Annotated in this window: 15 protein-coding genes; 6 read left to right on the forward strand and 9 right to left on the reverse strand. The window is 34.7% G+C overall.

Annotated elements, in window-relative coordinates; all coding sequences use genetic code 11:
* Positions 1–5: 5 nt before the first annotated feature.
* From lepB to H4J62_RS12855, 7 genes are all read right to left on the reverse strand, one after another.
* The gene (lepB, locus tag H4J62_RS12825) at positions 6–758 is read right to left on the reverse strand and encodes a signal peptidase I (protein ID WP_182216565.1); all 753 of its coding nucleotides are present in this window, start codon (positions 756–758) and stop codon (positions 6–8) included.
* A gap of 95 nt (positions 759–853) precedes the next feature.
* A complete protein-coding gene (locus tag H4J62_RS12830) occupies positions 854–1,096 on the reverse strand; it encodes a hypothetical protein (RefSeq protein WP_182216563.1) in 243 nt (80 codons plus the stop codon).
* Between the two features lie 165 nt (positions 1,097–1,261).
* Positions 1,262–5,215 carry an AAA family ATPase gene (locus H4J62_RS12835; RefSeq protein ID WP_182216561.1) on the reverse strand — a complete coding sequence of 1,318 codons (3,954 nt, stop codon included), beginning with the start codon at positions 5,213–5,215 and terminating at the stop codon, positions 1,262–1,264.
* Between the two features lie 55 nt (positions 5,216–5,270).
* Positions 5,271–8,528 (reverse strand): tetratricopeptide repeat protein, encoded by a 3,258-nt coding sequence (locus H4J62_RS12840; protein ID WP_182231340.1) that lies wholly within the window; start codon positions 8,526–8,528, stop codon positions 5,271–5,273.
* Between the two features lie 273 nt (positions 8,529–8,801).
* A complete protein-coding gene (locus H4J62_RS12845; RefSeq protein ID WP_182216557.1) occupies positions 8,802–9,329 on the reverse strand; it encodes a hypothetical protein in 528 nt (175 codons plus the stop codon).
* Complete coding sequence (locus tag H4J62_RS12850) at positions 9,330–10,016, reverse strand: protein kinase domain-containing protein (RefSeq protein WP_182216556.1); 687 nt, start codon at positions 10,014–10,016, stop codon at positions 9,330–9,332.
* Between the two features lie 6 nt (positions 10,017–10,022).
* Positions 10,023–10,601 carry an ECF-type sigma factor gene (locus H4J62_RS12855; RefSeq protein WP_182216554.1) on the reverse strand — a complete coding sequence of 193 codons (579 nt, stop codon included), beginning with the start codon at positions 10,599–10,601 and terminating at the stop codon, positions 10,023–10,025.
* A gap of 316 nt (positions 10,602–10,917) precedes the next feature.
* Here H4J62_RS12855 and H4J62_RS12860 point away from each other — a divergent pair, with 316 nt between their 5' ends.
* The 3 genes from H4J62_RS12860 to H4J62_RS20770 all read left to right on the forward strand — a co-directional run bounded on the left by H4J62_RS12860 (position 10,918) and on the right by H4J62_RS20770 (position 12,078).
* On the forward strand, positions 10,918–11,592 hold the full coding sequence (locus tag H4J62_RS12860) for a PEP-CTERM sorting domain-containing protein (protein ID WP_182216552.1): 675 nt from the start codon (positions 10,918–10,920) through the stop codon (positions 11,590–11,592).
* A 41-nt stretch (positions 11,593–11,633) separates the two neighbouring features.
* Positions 11,634–11,909: a hypothetical protein gene (locus H4J62_RS12865; RefSeq protein WP_182216550.1), complete on the forward strand. Its 276-nt coding sequence runs from the start codon at positions 11,634–11,636 to the stop codon at positions 11,907–11,909.
* Between the two features lie 67 nt (positions 11,910–11,976).
* Positions 11,977–12,078 (forward strand): HU family DNA-binding protein, encoded by a 102-nt coding sequence (locus tag H4J62_RS20770; protein ID WP_404842527.1) that lies wholly within the window; start codon positions 11,977–11,979, stop codon positions 12,076–12,078.
* A 121-nt stretch (positions 12,079–12,199) separates the two neighbouring features.
* On the opposite strand, the gene rimO is transcribed toward H4J62_RS20770, so the two are convergent.
* On the reverse strand, positions 12,200–13,654 hold the full coding sequence (rimO, locus tag H4J62_RS12875; protein WP_070376401.1) for a 30S ribosomal protein S12 methylthiotransferase RimO: 1,455 nt from the start codon (positions 13,652–13,654) through the stop codon (positions 12,200–12,202).
* 471 nt (positions 13,655–14,125) lie between these two features.
* On the reverse strand, positions 14,126–15,814 hold the full coding sequence (locus tag H4J62_RS12880; protein ID WP_182216549.1) for a M1 family metallopeptidase: 1,689 nt from the start codon (positions 15,812–15,814) through the stop codon (positions 14,126–14,128).
* Between the two features lie 234 nt (positions 15,815–16,048).
* On the opposite strand from H4J62_RS12880, the gene H4J62_RS12885 reads away from it, so the two are divergent.
* The 3 genes from H4J62_RS12885 to H4J62_RS12895 all read left to right on the forward strand — a co-directional run bounded on the left by H4J62_RS12885 (position 16,049) and on the right by H4J62_RS12895 (position 18,884).
* The gene (locus tag H4J62_RS12885) at positions 16,049–16,234 is read left to right on the forward strand and encodes a hypothetical protein (protein ID WP_182216547.1); all 186 of its coding nucleotides are present in this window, start codon (positions 16,049–16,051) and stop codon (positions 16,232–16,234) included.
* 118 nt (positions 16,235–16,352) lie between these two features.
* Entirely contained in the window at positions 16,353–16,874 is a 522-nt protein-coding gene (locus H4J62_RS12890) for a gamma carbonic anhydrase family protein (protein WP_182216545.1), read from the forward strand.
* 213 nt (positions 16,875–17,087) lie between these two features.
* The gene (locus H4J62_RS12895) at positions 17,088–18,884 is read left to right on the forward strand and encodes a diguanylate cyclase domain-containing protein (RefSeq protein ID WP_182216543.1); all 1,797 of its coding nucleotides are present in this window, start codon (positions 17,088–17,090) and stop codon (positions 18,882–18,884) included.
* Positions 18,885–18,933: the final 49 nt, after the last annotated feature.

Here is an 18,933-nt window from a genome sequence, read left to right on the forward strand (position 1 = left end):
TTACATTAGATTACTTCAAAAAATCTCAATGATGTGACATCTCCAAAGAAATAATTCCAAACAGAAGTGTAATTAAAGAAAACATACTCGATTTTTGAAATAACATCCTTCTCATGTACTGTTCCGAGATACCTACTATCTTTACTTAAATTTCGATTATCACCTAAAGCAAAATATTTATGCTTAGGAATAGTAAATGGCTTTGTATTTGTGATTAACCTACTTAAATGCTCTTTAGTAAATCCTGTTGCATAAACAATATCATAAGAATAATTATAATCATTTGTCTCACTAAAATTAAGGTATTGATATTTTTTTTGTCTTTCAAATCTCTTGCCATTGACCAATTTGTTAAAAGATCTTTTTAAAGACAAAACCTTCTTGTTAACATAAAGTCTATTGTCAATAAATTGAATCGTATCACCTCCCACAGCAACAATTCTTTTTGCCATGTTAATCCCATTTATGTCAAATGTAACAACATCTCCACGCTTAGGAGACCCTAACTTGAAGGATACATCAGTAAATGGAATTTTTACGTTATAAGCCAACTTGTTTACAAGGACAATATCACCCTCCATTAAACTTGGGTTCATAGAAGATGTTGGAATATGGTAATAACTAACAAAGAATGTTCTAACAACTAATATAATAATGACAAACCAGCATAATTTTTTGTTTTCCAAATAACTATATATAAATTTTTGTAGTGTGGCGTTCTCCTTAAGTCTTCTTCCGATATTTTGAATCTGTGACATATGAATACCTCAATATAAACAATCTAATTCGGGTTCTCAAATTTCAGAAAAAGCTTCTATGACATATTAAACAGTTACTTCCAAAGTTATAACAACTAAGGCACATCGACAATATGGACTTTCGAATCCATACCTTCAAGCTTGGCATGGTAAAGTAATTGAGTTACGAACCCATCAGGAATTTCATGACATAATAGTTGCTCGAACTCATACGCTAAATACTGTGGGGAAAAACAATGTTTTTCACAGTACTGAAGGTATTTATCGAAAACTTCGACGAGAAATGACGTTTCAAAATACTCATTATATTTTTTAGAAAATGTTCTATTCGCACACATTAATTTAACCCAACAACAAATACACTTAGTCGTATAAAATAACGTTTTTACATGGATATTCAAAGGTACGTAATTAACATCAGTTTATGCAGTTAATAGTACTCAAAATGATTGTTAACCTTTTGCATAACATTTATTTAACATTGATATTACCACTAATATATATTAGCAGGATTGGACATTTTTTAGTTGCCAAAAGCTATCAATAACATCATTTATTTCTTCTTTGTGCATCGATTCTTTTTGTAATAAGGCGTTAGCAAAATAAGTAAACAACTCAACATTCTCTTGAAGTAAATTTTCTACTTCTTGTTCACTGTCTGCTATCCACTTTCGCACATTCTCTTGCGCTGTGTGCAATAAATTACTTTCTTCAAACTTGGTAAGTACACTCAAATTTACCGAACCAATATCATCACTAAGTCCGCCTTCAAATATTGCGCTCATTGCCATACCTGTTGCTTTTTCAATATCACTAGATGCACCAGTGCTAACTAAGTCACTACTCCCCTGAAGTATTTTTTCAGCAACTCGGCCAGCTAACATCACTTGAAGGTGGTAGCCGATCGTTACTCGTGTATTTCCATTATATTTATCAGGTCGGCCAGTTGCTACAAAACCTAACGCTTGATCTCTAGGAATAATTGTAATGAAATCTACAGGTAAGTTTGGAAAGAGTAATTTATAAGCTAATAAATGCCCTGTTTCATGATATGCCGTGCGCTTTTTCTCTTCATCACTCATGATCACTTTGTCAGATGGTAGGCCATAGCTTATACGTGTTATGCACTCATTAACGTGTTTGACCGTAGCAGGCTCTTCATCGCTTAATGCTTGATATAAGCTCTCACGTAAAACTTGTTCAAGTTCTGCTGATGACATACCTTGAGTTCGGTTTATTAACGGTTCAACGTCAATAATCTCCCACTGCAATAGATGTTTCTTTATAAACATTTCAAAAAATTGACTACGTGCCTTTTTATTAGGTAAATCACAAATAATAGTTTCATCAAACCGGCCAGATCGAGTAAGAGCAGAATCTAACACTTCAGGGTAATTTGTAGCCGCAAGCACAAACACCGGTTCATCTGATTGGTTGAATCCATCCATTTCAGTCAATAATGTATTCACCACAAGGTTACTCTCACCTTGGCTATCATGCGTGCGTTTACGTCCTATGGCATCAATTTCATCGATAAAAATAATGGCAGGCGCATATTTTCTAGCCGTTTTAAAAAGTTTTTTAATGTTTTCAGTTGTTCCTCCAACATGATTACTTGATAAATCAGCGGCACTAACACTAAAAAAGGGTAATTGGCATTCTCCGGCAAGTGCTTTTGCTAATAACGTTTTTCCTGTTCCTGGAGGACCAGCAAATAAAAAACCGGTTGGTAATTCAACTTGCATAGAAGCAAGTTTTTTAGGCTGTTTCATCCAACCAATCACTTCGGTTAAACGTTTTTTAGCTCGAGCTAAACCTATTACATCATTCAAACAAATATCGGGCAGTGTGAAATCAAAAAATTCGCTATTAGTTAAATCATCAGAAAAGATCATCTGCTCATAGTTAAAGTTATTTAGTGTAAGTGCTAAACCTTCATCAGTATGAGTAAACTCCATTGAATAGGTTAATGCTTGGTGTCGTTGGGTTATTTTTCTTACTTGACGCTCTGTGATCAAATAATAACGTATACGCTCAACTAAATGATCTAGTTGTTGTATAGCAGCATTATTCGAACTTAGAACAAAGTGTTCTCGTACTTCGTTATTCAAACCAATCAGATTACTTACTTTAGTTTGTTCATCAACAATATACGTGAATATGGCAAGTTGTTTATCGCAGCCATTAATTAGATTTATCGCACTTTGCAGTTTTTCTTCGGTCGTTATTAGTTCTAAATCAAGCAATACCACATCAGGTTTAAAAAGAATAATGCTCTGTTCTAGTTCATCTACCTGATGACAATGATTAACCTCTACACCTTCAAACTCAGTATTTGACGACGCTAAATTGAAACGTTTTTCAGCATTAATTACTCTATGATCATCATCTAAAAATAATACTTTTATTTCTTCATTTTTAACTTGAAGTGCTTGTGCTATTTTCACATCAATAGCCACATTATTTACATCACTTTTTATATGTTCGATAGCATCAATTAATACATCAGCTTGAAATTTAGCAATAGATGTTTGTAAGCGTCTAACACTGATGTCAGGTGAAATCGATTGCAATAAAAAGGACGAAAATTCAGGTGAATAATTGAAACTTATACCCTTGTGGTTAAACGTTGACGCTACCTCTTTTTCAGCTAAACGAATAAGATGGTTCATTTTTAAAGAATTAAAAATAACCGGATAACCTTTAGACAGTCTATTAACAAGCTCTGGAGAGAAGCCCACCCCCGTATTTGGATTCTTTGCTGTTTTTAATACGTCAAATACACTCAAAGATTGTTCAGTTTTATTTTTTAGAAATGTTTCTTGCCCGAGATTACTGGTAAAAATAATAATACATTGGCTGAAATCTACAGGTACTTGTATTGTATTGTCATTGACTACACCTGAGTCTAATAAGGTTAGTAATGAGGTAGTCACTGTATTATGAGCTTTTTCTATTTCGTCAAATAAAATGACTTGTCGTGGATAATTTCGTACTGACGTAGTTAAAAGCCCCAAAGCAGAATCTACATATTGACTACCACTACCAAACAATTTCATGGCATCTCTTTCATCAGCGTAACCTTCCATGTTATAGCTTGAGAAAATATAATCGCTACCTTCATTTTCTTTTAAATACTCAGCAAATAATGAGGCTGAATACGTTTTACCAACACCAGAAGGTCCAACAAAGGTATATATTAACCTAGGACCTTGGCTAGGCTTTAATGTTGAAGCTAAAAAGCCTTTTGCTAAACTATTAATAGCAGAATCTTGACCTATTACTTTGGTCAAAAGCTGTGCTTTTAAAGCCTTACTCGCTTTAACAACTTGTAATGTTTGTATTGGTTCCCTGTTAGCTTTGTTAAACCCGACTACCGCAGCGTGTTCGGTATTTAATAAAGAATCAAAGAAATTAATTAAATCTATTTGGCCATTTGAACATGCATGCTTTAGGCATAAACCAACATCATCATCAAAAACAAGTAAAGAAGCCTTCTTTATTGCATAGCAATACCAAGATTTAGAACCTTGTTCATTTGCTTGTGAAGTGCGCTTATCAACAACGGTATCTAATATCGACCTAACCTGTAATGTACTAGGTAAAAACTTTAATTGATAAGGCAACGTACTAAAGTAATCAGCCAAACACTTAAGTGCGAACGGAGAAGCAATAGTTGCGTTGAATACCATTTCTATACTTACTTTAGGTAAGTCTTTACCCTTAAGATCAGTAATGTGTTTTTCGGGAAATTTATTTAAATGGAGGGCAGCTTGAAGTATGGCTATTTCTTCAAAAAACTTTTTAACATCTGAATTTTGTTCACTTAAAACAGAGGATAGATCAAACGGCTTATTTGATTTAGGAAACTCAGTTCGAATATTATGACGAGAGGCTTTTAATAGCCTTTTTTTGTCGTTTTCTCTAAACGAACTTTTTGGTTCATCATTCACTTTCTCTTCTTTTTTCTTTAGCGTATTCAATTTACTTTCATCATTAACCAAATTAAAACCTGACCCAGGCGTAAACACAACTTCACTAATTAGTTCAAAAAGCGCATCCGCACTTATAGATTTATTATCTTCAATATTTTGCAGCTCTTGCCTAAAATGCACCACAATATTAGTAATGTCATAATCGCCACTAGGTAATCGTTCTATAAAGTTTTTTCCTAATGCTGTATCGGTAAAATCATTTATTATTGCACCTGCGCGGTCAACGTTGAGCAATTCAAAATTTTCAACTTGTAAAAACATTAAAGACTCTTCCGTTTTAATGTAACTACATTTTATGATTTTATTTTCTTCGTCTGTACCTGCGCCTACCTTTTCAATTTGAAGACATAAAAAGGGTAACAAGGTATCTGCTCCAGCTAGAGTACCGTAGTCAACCGACATATCACGGCAGGCTACATTTGCACCGCCGAAAAGTTGTTCTATTAGTTGAGTTGTTTTCACAAAATATCCCTTTAAGTGTTAATAGAAAGCTTATTAATCATTATAAGGCTTCGTTTTAGCTAGTTGCCAATTCAGTGGATAAATCATCTATTTTTATTCTCAATTTCTCAAAAGGATGAGGGAGACGATCAACATTACGCACATTTTTAGATTGAAATTCTTTTATTCGTCTTTGCCCATTTTTAAAAGATCGTTGGTAATATTTCAATGCATATTCTTTTTCACCCGCTCTATGATAAGCGTCTCCTACACTTTCCTGAATTCTAGACCTATCATTCAGGTTTTTAATAGATTCAGAATCGCCATTGATACCAATTGAACTTACTATTTCATCACAGATAGAGGTCGCTTCTTGAAAGTCTTTATTATCGATTAACGCGAAAATAAGGTTCAACTTAGCCGCTTTGATATTATTTAGTTGCTCGCTTTCTTCGCTGAAAATGGATAACGTAAGTTTTAAAGCTGAGCGACTATATTCTACTGATAATTTACTTTGTCCTGTATAAGAGCATAAACGAGATAGACTTTTATAGCTAAATGCTTCTACAACTTTATCCCTTACTAATATTTTTTCATTGCTGGGATCAATACCACGATCTCGATGTTCTATGATTAATTTTCTCGTCTCAATTGCAGCACGGTAGTATTCTAGTGATAAATTAGTATTATCTATATCGTTGAATATATCCGCAACTCGTTCTTGCGTCGTACTTAAACTAGCCAGGACAGCCAGGTTTACACCGTACTTTTCCATACTTTGTTCAAGCGGAACAATAATAAGTTGTTGATTTAATGTAAGCCTTTCTTCCATCCATTGCTTATCTCTTCGATCAATTTTATCTAATGCTTTTGCTATTGCTATTCGCGTTAAAACGACTTTTGAAAAGTGCTCATTATTTTTGTAAAACTCATTTTTGATTTTAGAAATTACTTCCTGATTTTGTTCAAATATAGGAGTGAAATACTCATAAATCCGCTCGATTCCTCCTAATTTATTTAAGGTGCTAATTATATTATTAATCGCATTTTCATAATGAAAACAATACCATTCTGGATTGATTTTAATTCGCCCTGAACTAATTAAGTCAAGTGACTTTTCATAGGTTGCCAATGCTTTATCAAAGTCACGTCTATGACCGTAAATTCTGGCTATCTTATCTAGAGTTAACAGATAAACCGAGAACTCATTTATTGGCTTAGTTAGCCCAATCGTTTTGTCCAAAAGTTCAACTGATTCTAGAGCCAATTCTAAAGCTAATTCTGATTGTTCAAGCTTTATGTATATATTGATAACTTTATTTTTTAGACTTAAGTATTCCCTCACATACTCGAAGTCTTCTTTGTTATTTTCTATTAAATTGGCACGTGTTTTTAAAGCCTGCATAAAATAGCTAAGTGACTTTTGAAGCTGATTTTCTTTTTGTTGGGATCCCTCAGCCATTTTTTCATAGGTTTGTCCTAATATCCTTTGAGACAGTGCGTACAAAGAAGACACTCCAGGAGTATCTGACAAAATGGTTAGGCAATTTTTGCTTATCTTTTCACCTAAGCATATAGCTGAATCATATTGAAGCCCTCTAACTAAAAGCGCTTGGATTTGACATTGTTCAAAAGTTGAAATTTCAAGTGATGAATAAAAATCATCGTTAGAAATTTGTTCAAGTACTGGCTCCTGTTTTAGCCAAAACGGTATAGAACCTGAATATCTACTTGGCTCTAATGTCGCCATTTTTATTTTAAGGTATGCCAAAACTGAAAAATATTTAGGCCCTTCATTATCAAAACAATTTATTAAACATTGAAATAATGACCTTTGCTCTGATACAGGATAATCCTTGTATTTTTCTCCTTTAAGCCAGCGATGCGAGACCTTAGCTATTACATCGGTATATTGTTGCCTACCTTCTCGTAAGCTAAACTTTTCGAGCCTCTCTTTTGCTAATTCAAAATAAATTCGCTGTTGAAATTCATTTGAATGGTGATTCGTATTTGTAAAAATAACATGAGGGCTAATACAGAGTTTAAATAGATCTTGCGGTATACTCTTATGTAATTTGAGAGCGTTAAATGTATCAATAACAAACTCAGATAGAAATTTCATGCCATAAAAGCTAGCAGTACAGATAAAGTCTTTTAATTCAGAATCCAGCTTGTTAAACCTCTTTCTGCATAGAGCAATTAACTCAGTTGGAATATGACCAATTTCTTCTTCACCAGCACATGATAATGGTTGTCGAGGGTTTTCAGAAATAAAAAAATAGGGCTCGTCTAAGTAATATAAAATAACTTGTTGCATCATGAGTGGATTACCGTCCACTTTTTTAAGAATAATACTGCTTTGATTTTCGGTTAATCCAGGAAGTGCTTGTTTTAATATAATGTCTAATTCTCTAACTTTTCCACAATCAATAATTTCCATCACATTGGATAATTGTTGATGCTCGGTAAACAATTTAAGGCGATTAAATATGGTAGATAAGTTTTTGTTCTGATTAGCGTTAGCTTGCTTATACCACTCAGCTTCCCAATGAGTAGCAACAATCAATAATTTAAATTTCCGCTCTGTTGCCATTTCAAATAACTTATCGATTACCCTTAAACTTTCTTCATCTGCCCATTGTGCATCGTCAAGAATAATGATTAAAGGAATAGAAGGGACTTTAGTATAATTTTCATCTAGTAGCTCTACAAAGAAAGCGAAAAGATTTGCTGTTTCTTCTCCATTAATTTTTTTTTGCATCTCTTCTATTGTATATTCTTGCTCTAATTGCTCTATCTTTTCATTTTTGTATGACTCTATTTGTTCAGTAATATTAATAGCTATATCAACTATATTGACAGGTAAAAGGTTTCCTAATAATTGAGCAATTATTTTTCCTGAATTTAACCCTCTATCATGTTCCCTTTTTTTATATTCTAATGCATTTTTATGTGCCGCTAAAATGCTTATCTGTTCAATTAATGCACACGTATTACTTTCAACCTTATTCCGTTCGACATCCTTCCATCTTATGCCCCACCACAAATATGGTATACTCTTATTGTTAATAAAATCTTCTGGAGATGGGTTAATATTGATAGAGTAATTATTGTTTTTTAGTGTATCAGGCCAGTATCCAACAGGGCCTTCATTTTCATTCTGGCTCAACCATGAATAAAGCTCTTTCACCAACGTTGTTTTACCAAACCCCGACTCTCCTCTTAAAACGACAAATCCTGGCTGACCCGATTTAGCTTTAACCCAAGCATCTTTTAATAATTGTTTTTCGTTATCTCTACCTACAAAAAGACTTTGCCAACCATTCAACGACATGTGAATATTTCCCTTATAATAATTTTTTGGTTTACTTTATCTAAGTGCTGTTAATTTAACTATTAAATAACTTATTAATATCTTCACTCAATAACGACTATTTCTAACAACTTATCTGCAACTAATTCGAGCTTTTGGTAATTATCATTCAATAATTGTTCTACATTTTTTCTGCTAATATTAACAATTGTTGAACCAAACCCTTTTATTTCCCTACGTTAGATATCTTGGAGATGATAAAAACATTAAATATTCGTTACCAATGGTTATCAGCTACGATATAGCTTTGCGTTTTTTAAGTTCTGCCCAGCACATATATAATTGAACTATACTTATCAAACAATAGGCTATAGCTAATGGAGTGATAATGTAGAAACCAAAGATTATAGAAAACTCTTCTCGTCTGTTTGGGAGGCCTACACCAAAGAAGCTTGCAAAAATTCTCTCTCCTTTGTTGTATCCTACTCTACTTGCAATCCAATAATTACCACCATGCGTAGCAATATCTAAAATCAACATATCTACTAATAATTTTAACACTTGTACTATTACAATAAATTCTACGATAGCAAAAACAATATAAAATGAATTCTGTTTTTTGTAATGACCACAGGTCATTGTGATGCAGCCTATACAAAAAAGTATGACTAATAACCAAGGATTAAATCGAAGAGCCTCGAATAAAAAATAAGTTTCATGTTCACTCTTGAGAACAGGAAAGATTAAACAAATTATCATTGGTAATGTTAAAAACCATTTTAATACACCTGAAATATCAGGGATTAGTGGGGAAGTGTTCATTTAATAAATCACCTTATAACTCGCTATATCAAAATCAATAATATTTGCATTACCATTGTTATCGACCAATACATTGTTCAAACTGATATCACCATGGGTAACACCCTGTTTTTCTGCATACGCCTTAGCATTATCTAATGTTTCATAAACCTTAGATAAAACCGTCTCATCTGGTTTTGTTTTTAAAAAAGAGTGAAGCGTTTGACCTTGCACATATTCCATCATGATATTGGGTTCGCAATTATCGTCATGGCCAATATCTATGAAGCTAGCGATATAGTGATGGTCAAGTAGAGCCAATATTTGTGCTTCTTTTTTTATCATTTGTAAGGCTGTTTCAAAGGTGTCAGCGAGCGAAAAATATTTAATCGCAACAGTATGTTCAATTAAGCCATCACACCTAATTGCTTTATACACATCACTCATACCACCTTGACCTAGTAGTTCAACGATTTTGTATTTATTATCAATTGTCCTCCCTAATCTCAGTTCGGGTTTGTCTACAGTGGTTAAAGGAGAAAATATTTTTTCAATCAGGACGTCAGTTGATACACCACGGTGCTTTAATAATTGTGCTAACTTTTTTGCTTTCTTAGGGGATTCGTTCTGGAGTTGACTAAACCAGGTTGACTGTAAAGGTTTATCAATAATGGCAAGCTTTTGAAATAATTCATATAAATCGTTCATAATAACCTAAGCGCTCAATTCATCTAGATACCAGGCTTTCGCAAAGTTCAAATCATTATGAACAGTACGAACAGAGATACTCAATAAAGTTGCTATTTTTTCTGCTGGTAATCCGGCAAAAACGTTTAAGTTCAAAACTTCAGTACAACGTGATTTCTCTTGCTTTAATGACTTATCTGCCAAGAGTAATTTTGCCAGCAATTCTGAAGATTCGCTCTCAAAACGTTCAGGAATGAGGTTGTTACTTGGATTTCTTTTTTGTGAAGTGGCTTTTCGGTACTGATCGTAAAGAATAGATTTAACGACTTGAGTAATTAATACATATAAATCTTTACGATTACAGACTGCTTGTTCTCTATGAGGAGATAATTTTAGGTAAGCGTCGTGAACGATTGATGTTGTTGTTTGAATACAAAAATCTACTGGCTTAACTTTGTTGTCTTGTTTTAACTTTTGTTTTCTAACTTCATGCTTAAAATGCTGATAACAGTGTTTGAACAGTTCATTGAATGAAGCGTTACTGCCCTTTTTCCATTCAACGATTAACGCTGTGATTGGTGCTTCTTCATCAATAGTGTACATCATGTATCAACTTAAATAATTTAGAGTAATTTCCATATAAACCTATCAATATATAATCAAGCAAAAAGCTATAATATTCAATACATTATTTGAGTTAGTTTTTTGTTTCATTACATTGCATTTTTAATAAAAAAACACGTACCTACCTCAAATTCACCTTATCTATATCCTATAGCCAGTTCTAAAAATAACTATTTAACGCGTTATGGCTGCATTTTTTAATACAAACCAAAACGATAATAAATAATTGATTTTAAAGTTACAGGAATGGCTTTGGTGGTACCTCATCAAAACGCTATATAAAATAAAGGGAAAATATATGTTCAAGAAAATATTAGCTGTTATTGGGTTTTTAGCATTTTCATTTACAGCATCTGCTGGATTGATTACAGATACCACAAACGGTAGCTTTATTGATGAAACCACGGGTTTAGAATGGATGGATTTTGGTATTAATAATAAAGATACCTACGAATATGTATCTTCACAGTTAGATTCGGGTGATGAATATGAAGGATGGCGATTAGCTACAAAAGATGATGTATACAGCATGATGGCGAATGCGTTTTTAGGACTCGGGGCACGATATGAGAATGCAAACAATCATCTGCCTGGTAGCGTATATGTGAATGATGGTGAGGGTATTGGTGGTTCAGTTTTATATCATTTCACCGATATTATGGGATATAACAGAGAACTTAATTCGGGTTTAAGCAATGAATTTCAATATTCATTTGGACTATTCTCAGGTACAGACGGCTTAAGCCGTATTGAAATGCACAGAATGACAGGTAGTTATTATGACCTGGCTGTTAATGATGATGCATTTATTATGGATTATACAAATTACGATAGCAAAGCAATAAGCACCTCATCTTCATACAGTACGTTATTAATAAAAAATTCACCGGTAACATCTGTTCCAGAGCCATCCACTTTAGCTATTTTCGCTTTAGGCATATTCGGAATAGCCTCTCGTAAATTATTAAAATAAATTTTATAGCAACCATTTAAAAATTCATAAGGAAAGATCAAATGAGTGACACAATTCAGCAAGCGAGATTACAAAACAAAATGAAAAATCCAATTGTAGCATTAGCTTTAGGTTTTTTTATTCCTGGAGCAGCTCAAATGTATTCAGGTAGCATAATGTGGGGAGTTGTTAACCTAATCCTTGTTATTATATTTGCAATAACCATTATTGCTTCCCCCTTAGCTTTTATCATATGGTTAGTATCAATGTTTCTTGGGTATAAGGGAGCTAAAACGTTCAATGACAAGGTTCTAGATAAAGCTGAATCTGTTATGTAATAGTTCCCTTTATACACTATTAATAGGAGCGTTAATTGCGTACAACTTACGCTCCTGAACCATCATCATTGGGTCGCAATCCTCAACATGTGGTAAAATCCAAATTGCTACGGAAAAAGTACCTAAATTTAAAGCAAGTAAAGCATTGAAAGACGCTGTTAACGTTTAATTTTTCAAATACAAAAAAGCCCTGCTTAATTAAAGTTGGGCTTTTTTATATGCGATAAAACATAACTAATGTTAAATTAAATCAAGCTTACTAAAGCAAAATAGAAGCTTTGTGAAGAAAATTAATCTTCAGCTTCGTCGTCAACTCTAACACCCCAAACATCATGCTCGTCGGCATGAATAATTTGTACCCACATTAGGTCGCCTGGCTTAGCGTCATAATCATCAGACAAATAAACTTTGCCATCAACTTCTGGCGCATCCATATAAGAACGCCCAACAATACCAAGGGCACTTACTTCATCAACAAGAATTAAATATTCTTGGCCAATACGTGCTTGTAGTTTTTCCGCGCTTATTCTCGCTTGTACTGCCATAAAACGTTGTAAACGATCTTCCATAACTTCGTCTGAATTATGATCAGGTAAAGCATTAGCCGTAGCACCTTCAACAGGTGAGTATTTAAAACAACCGACGCGGTCTAATTGCGCTTCTTCTAAGAATTCTAATAACTCTTCAAATTCTTCTTCTGTTTCACCCGGGAAGCCAACAATAAAGGTTGAACGAATAACTAATTCAGGGCAAATTTCACGCCATTTAGCTATACGCTCTAATACACGGTCAGAGCTACCAGGACGTTTCATTAATTTTAAGATACGTTTATTAGCATGCTGAAATGGAATATCTAAGTACGGCAGTATTTTACCTTCTGCCATTAATGGGATAATTTTATCAACATGTGGATACGGGTAAACATAATGGAGACGTATCCAAACGCCTCGCTTGGCTAATTCTTCACATAACTGCTGCATATGAGTCTTAACCGGCATGCCATCCCAAAAATCAGTTTTGTGCTTAACATCAACGCCGTAAGCCGAAGTATCTTGAGATATAACTAACAATTCTTTAACGCCGGCATCAACTAAACGTTTGGCTTCACCTAACACATCGCCAATAGGACGAGAGTCTAAGTCGCCACGCATTGAAGGAATAATACAGAACGTACAACGGTGGTTACACCCTTCTGATATTTTTAAATACGCGTAATGCTTAGGGGTAAGTTTAACGCCTTGTGGCGGCACTAAATCAATAAAAGGGTTATGAACAGGCTTGGCTACATGTTTGTGTACTTGTGTTAACACTTCATCGTAAGCATGAGGTCCCGTAACACCTAAAACATTGGGATGTAATTCGATGATTTCGTCTTTTTTTACGCCTAAACAGCCAGTAACCAATACTTTACCGTTGGCAGCAAGTGCTTCACCAATTGTATCTAAAGACTCTTGAACAGCTGAATCAATGAAACCACAGGTATTTACAATCACTAATTCTGCATCATCGTAGCTATTGGTTACATCGTAACCTTCAGTGCGAAGCTGAGTAAGGATGCGCTCGCTATCAACAAGATTTTTTGGGCAGCCCAATGAAACAAATCCGATTTTAGCCGCTTTAGAGGGCTGTTGACTATTCTTTTGCTCTTCAATCATCTTAGACGGAATGTCTAATGTGGTTGTCTGGCTCTCGGCTGAATTACTGCTTTTTTTAGTTGCTTGTGGATCGAATTGTTCTACGGTCATATAGTGTCTCAACTTACTCTTATTGTGTAACTGGTGCTTTTACTAATGAAGAGCAGCGTCATAAATGTTGGTTTAACTGTCTTTATAGCTAACTTTAGTGTGTTTGCTTAGGCAGTTGCTTAATGGCAAGGATTATACAGGAATGTTTTGTTCGATGGTAATGGATTTGATGCTACCTGGCTATAAACTCCGAACAAACTGAATAAGAGAAACTATACTTTTCTCTCTTTCTAAAAGCGCTTCCATCATCTTTAAGTATTTAACAAATATGCAACCTAATTCCATTCTCATTTAACAATATTTAAATTTATCGACCTAATCTTATTGGCCTAATTTTTAACAACACTAATTGGCAACTTTAACCATTTCAGAGTCCGCTCATTTTATGATGGCGTTAAGAAAAAAAGAATGGCTAAATTAATAGCAGTGCTTCCTTGCACTTTATTAGTGGGGTATGTGCGAGTCTAAAAGCTACTTTTCTTTTGTTTTCAAAAAATCTTGATATTTCGCAATATGAGGCTTTTCTATTAATACTTTACTCATAGGATCAATAATCACTAAATCATTGGCGGACACTTTAATCGTTTGTGGTGTATTCATGGTTAATGTCGTGATCTTACCATTAACTGATACTTCCAACGGTAATGGAAAAAATAAATCATGTGGTATTTTCCATTGCAACGTCAGACTATTTTCAGTTCTTTTTTCAATCACTTTAGGTAATTGAGCCTGATAAAAATACACATCAAAAAACCAGCGATAATTTTGACCTGTTAAACGATTGACAATACTAAGAAAATCATCTGTATCAGCCAGTACTGGCTTGAACAGCCCTGGTTTTGGCTCAGCAACACCATATACAAGCTCAGTTGTTGCACTAAAGAAAGCCTCATCACCAATAAGGTTACGTAATGTATGTAGTACCCAAGGCGCTTTAGCGTATATATCGGCACCTGGCCCACCTTTTTCCTCTTGATAAACCCCTTCTACGGTTTGCAATGTTTTACTCACAATAGGAGCTTTATTTCGTATTTTCAAACGCATGTCGTACATGTGAGCCATATAAGCAACTTCGCCATGGAGATACTGTTCATATAGCGGATGCATATAGGCACCAAAACCTTCATGTAGCCACATAGCATCGGCATTTTTATTGGTTAGTTGATTAGCAAACCATTCATGGGCAAACTCATGGAAAAGCAACCAATCAAACCCATATTTGTCGGCTTGGTACTTGTTACCATAGGCATTAATGGTTTGATGCTCCATCCCTAAATGTGGGGTTTCTGCTATCCCAATTTTGTCTTGAGCAAAAGGATATGGCCCGATCTTTCTCTCAAAGAATGTTGTTATATCAATAAGCTCTTGTGTCAAACGCTGCGCTTTCATTTTGTTTTCGGGTAAATGGTAAAACTCAACAGGGATACTATTGCCGTACTGGCTATCAAATGTGGTTTTAATGACCTCATACGGTGCAATATTAATGGCGACACCATAAGTGTTTAGTTGCGATAAACTATGCCAATGATACGTTTTAGTCGTATCATTTTCTGTTACCGAAATTAACTTTCCGTTAGCGGCAGCAACCAAATCTTTAGGCACAGTAATATGCATTGTGGTTGTTTTAGGCTCACCAACAGGGTTGTCGATACAAGGCCAAAACAAATCACAACCCTCACCTTGCACAGCCGTAGCTATCCAGTCTTTCCCTGTCGATGTTTTAGACCACACAAAGCCTCCATCCCAAGGGGCTCTTACCGCTTCGCGCGGCGTACCAGAATATTGTACTTCGACGATAAACTGACCCTTTAGCGGGGTTGTAAGATTTATCACCAGAAGCCCTTCAAGGTTGCTGTATTGTGCTTTGTCTATCAACACATCGTTTACCAGCACTTGTTCTATAGTAAAAAAATTATCGAGATTTATGCCTACCTGCCCCATTGCACGCTGACTGTTAAGGGTTAAAACGCCTTTGCCTGAAATAGTTTTTTGTTTAGGAAAAATACGAAAGTATAAATCGGCATGGTCAAGTGTTAAACCCTGCTGAGATATAGGCAAAGGACCGTCACTGGCCATTGTATATTCACTGCGCTCTACTGAATTTGCTTTAACACAAACTGCTAACGCAACAACCCAAAAGCACGCTAATGAAAACTTCATATGCTAAACCTCAAAAAGTAATGTAAATAAAAACCTTAGCTTCAAGTTATCCCTTTAACATTGGTGATAAAAGCTAATTGCGATTAACGACATCTACTACACTATGAATGGCATGGCTAACAATAAAAATCCTAGTGTCCATTAAATAAAAACGTTAATAATCTGACGAGCTTACACAATATAATTACGTTTGGGCATTTCCTACCTAAAAAATCGCCATTTTTTAAGATACTTGTGGATCGTATTGCTCATACGACAGTGCTAAGCCCCACCCTATTTACTTTATCAACAACTAAAGAAGTTATCCCTTTAGTTGTTGATAAAGGCATGGGCAGACAGAATATTGTTAAATACTTAAACGAAACCTATCCTTCGCCTTTGCCTAAGACTAAAAAGAAAGTGTGGAATATATCCCCTTGAGTTAGTTAATTAATGAGATACCAACAACAATCCACAGATTATTAGGCGACAAAGTTAATGATTGTTAATCTCTAATTAGTTATATTAAATCAATACATTAATATTAAGGTATCAAGATATGATCTATCAATTAGGTGAACTTTCTCCTCGTATTTCAAAAAGCTGTTTTATAGCACCAAACGCCACTGTAATAGGAAATGTAGACTTAAGCGAAAATGTCAGTATTTGGTTTAATGTTGTGATCAGAGCCGATTTAGCACAAGTGAAGATAGCGAAAAATTCTAATATTCAAGATGGCTCTATTCTGCATGTTGATAAAGGCTTCCCCATTAATATTGCTGAAAATGTAACTATTGGTCATAAAGTAATGCTTCATGGTTGTACGATAGGTGAAGGGAGCTTAATTGGTATCAATGCGGTGGTATTAAATGGCGCTAAAATTGGTAAAAACTGCTTAATTGGTGCTAATGCATTAGTGACAGAAAACATGGTCATTCCTGATGGGAGTTTAGTCTTAGGCTCACCCGCAAAAGTAATTAAACAACTCGACGAAAAAACCCAAGAGATGATTGCAGCAGGCGCAGCACATTACGTTCAAAGCAATCATCAATATAGGAAAGAATTAAAGCAAATAGGTTAAGCATCATGCTGGTTAACTTAACCGCCTTTGTTGCAAATCAAATGGCCCGCAGTAATTAACACTAAGGTCGTTACTGAGTGCTTTTTTATAAAGAAGAGTTTGAGTTAATAATGAATAATGAGTTTCCGGCCGTTATTTAGCTTTTTTTTGTTTTATCTATTGATTAAAATATGAGAAAGTAACCTAAGGACAACATCAGCGCTAGGAGTTAAAGTGATAAAATGGTTAATAGCATTGATACTGTCACTGATTATCACCTCACCAAGTTTAGCAAACGAGGTAAATGTTGATTCATTAAAAGCAACATTAACAGCACTTCCTCTAGATGATAAAGCACGCTTAGCGCCATTAATTGAGCTGGCAAGCTATTACCTTTATACCGATCCAAAAGAAACAAGCGCTTATGCAACACAAGCCCTAGCCCTTACTAGTATTGAAGATAGTGATTTCAATAAAGCTAAACTATTACGCTTGCTTGGACAATCACAGATGTACCAAGGTTTAAACCTTGAAGCTTTCAAACATCTCACTCAAGCGATAAATAGTGCCAATAAGAGTGAGAACGTGCATTTAATCTCAGTCTCTAATAGAGCAATGGGGGTATTTCACGAGCTCATTATCGATCACAAAAATGCAGTAAAATATTATATAGAAGCATTGAAGTTTGCTAAATTAAGCGATCAAAAAGAAGATTTAGCGATGGTTTATAATAACTTAGGGAATGTACTTAATTCTCAAAATGATTATACTAATGCTGTTAAATATTTTAAAAAGTCAATCGTAATCAACACTGAACTCAATGATATTGCAATGCAGATGAATGCTTCTGTTGGATTAAGTGTCTCCTACTTAAGATCCGGTAACCCCCTTAAAGCACAAGAATTACTTGAAGAAGTGCTAAGAAATAAAGATTACATCAATGACTTTAGCTTTAGTGAAGCATCAGCCAACTTAGCTGATGTTTATAAATATTTAAAAAAATTTACGGCGGCTGAATCTCTTTATAAGTTTGTTATTAACGATGAGAAAGGTAGTATTTATCCACCTGCTGTCGCATCAGCATACTTAGGCCTCGCTGATATTTATATCCAAACAAACCAAATAAAAGCCGCCATCGATTTATATCATAAAGGCATTGTTGAGGTAAAAAATAAAATATCGGTGGAAAGTGAAATGGCGCTTTATGAAAATTTAGCCAAATTAGAATTAAGCCAAGAAAATTTTAAAGCAGCGGCTATTATTCAAACAGAGTACATAAACAGAAGAAATCAAGTTCAACCGTTGACACAAAAGGGTCTATTACAAAAATTGGAGAGTCAACTACTCTTGGAACGAGATTACATAAAACTACAAGATGAATTACTGATCAGCGAACGAGAGTCTCGCCACGCTTCAATGTACCTATTTGCTGTTATTGTTATTTCACTGATTAGTTTAGTGCTATTCCTAGTATTAATGCTAAGAAAACAGGTGATCTCTCGTTTGGAAGCCACAAACAAAACATTAAAAAAAGCTTCTGAAACCGACCATTTAACAAGCATTGGTAACCGTCGTTTTTTAGAGCATCAAATTGATACCTTTAGAGGGCGAGATATACAAATGGCCTTTTTGCTGCTTGATGTTGATTATTTTAAAGATATTAACGACAACTTTGGTCATGATGCTGGTGACGAAGTCTTGGTGGCGATTGCTGATAAAATTAAAAGACTGTGTCGAAAAGATGATTTATTTGCACGTATTGGTGGAGAAGAGTTTGTTATTTTATTAATGAATAGTAATGAAGTGTCTGCCTGCTTATTTGCAGAAAGAGTCAGAAGTAGTATTGAAAAAATGGCCCTCCCCTTTCAGTCTAAAGTCACAGCAAGCATCGGTGTTACGTTTGGTAATATGAACAACGCTAATTACGACGAACTATACAAACAAGCCGACATTGCACTTTACTCAGCTAAAGACAAAGGCCGTAATAAAGTGCTGCTATTTCCTAGTTTAGATCCAACAGTTGCTGATTAACGCAGCTTAGCGTTTATTAACTTATCGAGTGTGTTAGGAAATAAAGGTT

Origin of the sequence: Colwellia sp. BRX8-5 (genome assembly GCF_014077325.1) — a bacterium.
Lineage (GTDB): Bacteria > Pseudomonadota > Gammaproteobacteria > Enterobacterales > Alteromonadaceae > Colwellia_A.

Bases quoted from the DNA above. Each gene is read 5' to 3' on its own strand.
- lepB (WP_182216565.1), bottom strand. From the start codon at position 758: ATGTCACAGATTCAAAATATCGGAAGAAGACTTAAGGAGAACGCCACA.
- H4J62_RS12830 (WP_182216563.1), bottom strand. From the start codon at position 1,096: ATGTGTGCGAATAGAACATTTTCTAAAAAATATAATGAGTATTTTGAA.
- H4J62_RS12840 (WP_182231340.1), bottom strand. From the start codon at position 8,528: ATGTCGTTGAATGGTTGGCAAAGTCTTTTTGTAGGTAGAGATAACGAA.
- H4J62_RS12845 (WP_182216557.1), bottom strand. From the start codon at position 9,329: ATGAACACTTCCCCACTAATCCCTGATATTTCAGGTGTATTAAAATGG.
- H4J62_RS12850 (WP_182216556.1), bottom strand. From the start codon at position 10,016: ATGAACGATTTATATGAATTATTTCAAAAGCTTGCCATTATTGATAAA.
- H4J62_RS12855 (WP_182216554.1), bottom strand. From the start codon at position 10,601: ATGATGTACACTATTGATGAAGAAGCACCAATCACAGCGTTAATCGTT.
- H4J62_RS12860 (WP_182216552.1), top strand. From the start codon at position 10,918: ATGTTCAAGAAAATATTAGCTGTTATTGGGTTTTTAGCATTTTCATTT.
- H4J62_RS12865 (WP_182216550.1), top strand. From the start codon at position 11,634: ATGAGTGACACAATTCAGCAAGCGAGATTACAAAACAAAATGAAAAAT.
- rimO (WP_070376401.1), bottom strand. From the start codon at position 13,654: ATGACCGTAGAACAATTCGATCCACAAGCAACTAAAAAAAGCAGTAAT.
- H4J62_RS12880 (WP_182216549.1), bottom strand. From the start codon at position 15,814: ATGAAGTTTTCATTAGCGTGCTTTTGGGTTGTTGCGTTAGCAGTTTGT.
- H4J62_RS12890 (WP_182216545.1), top strand. From the start codon at position 16,353: ATGATCTATCAATTAGGTGAACTTTCTCCTCGTATTTCAAAAAGCTGT.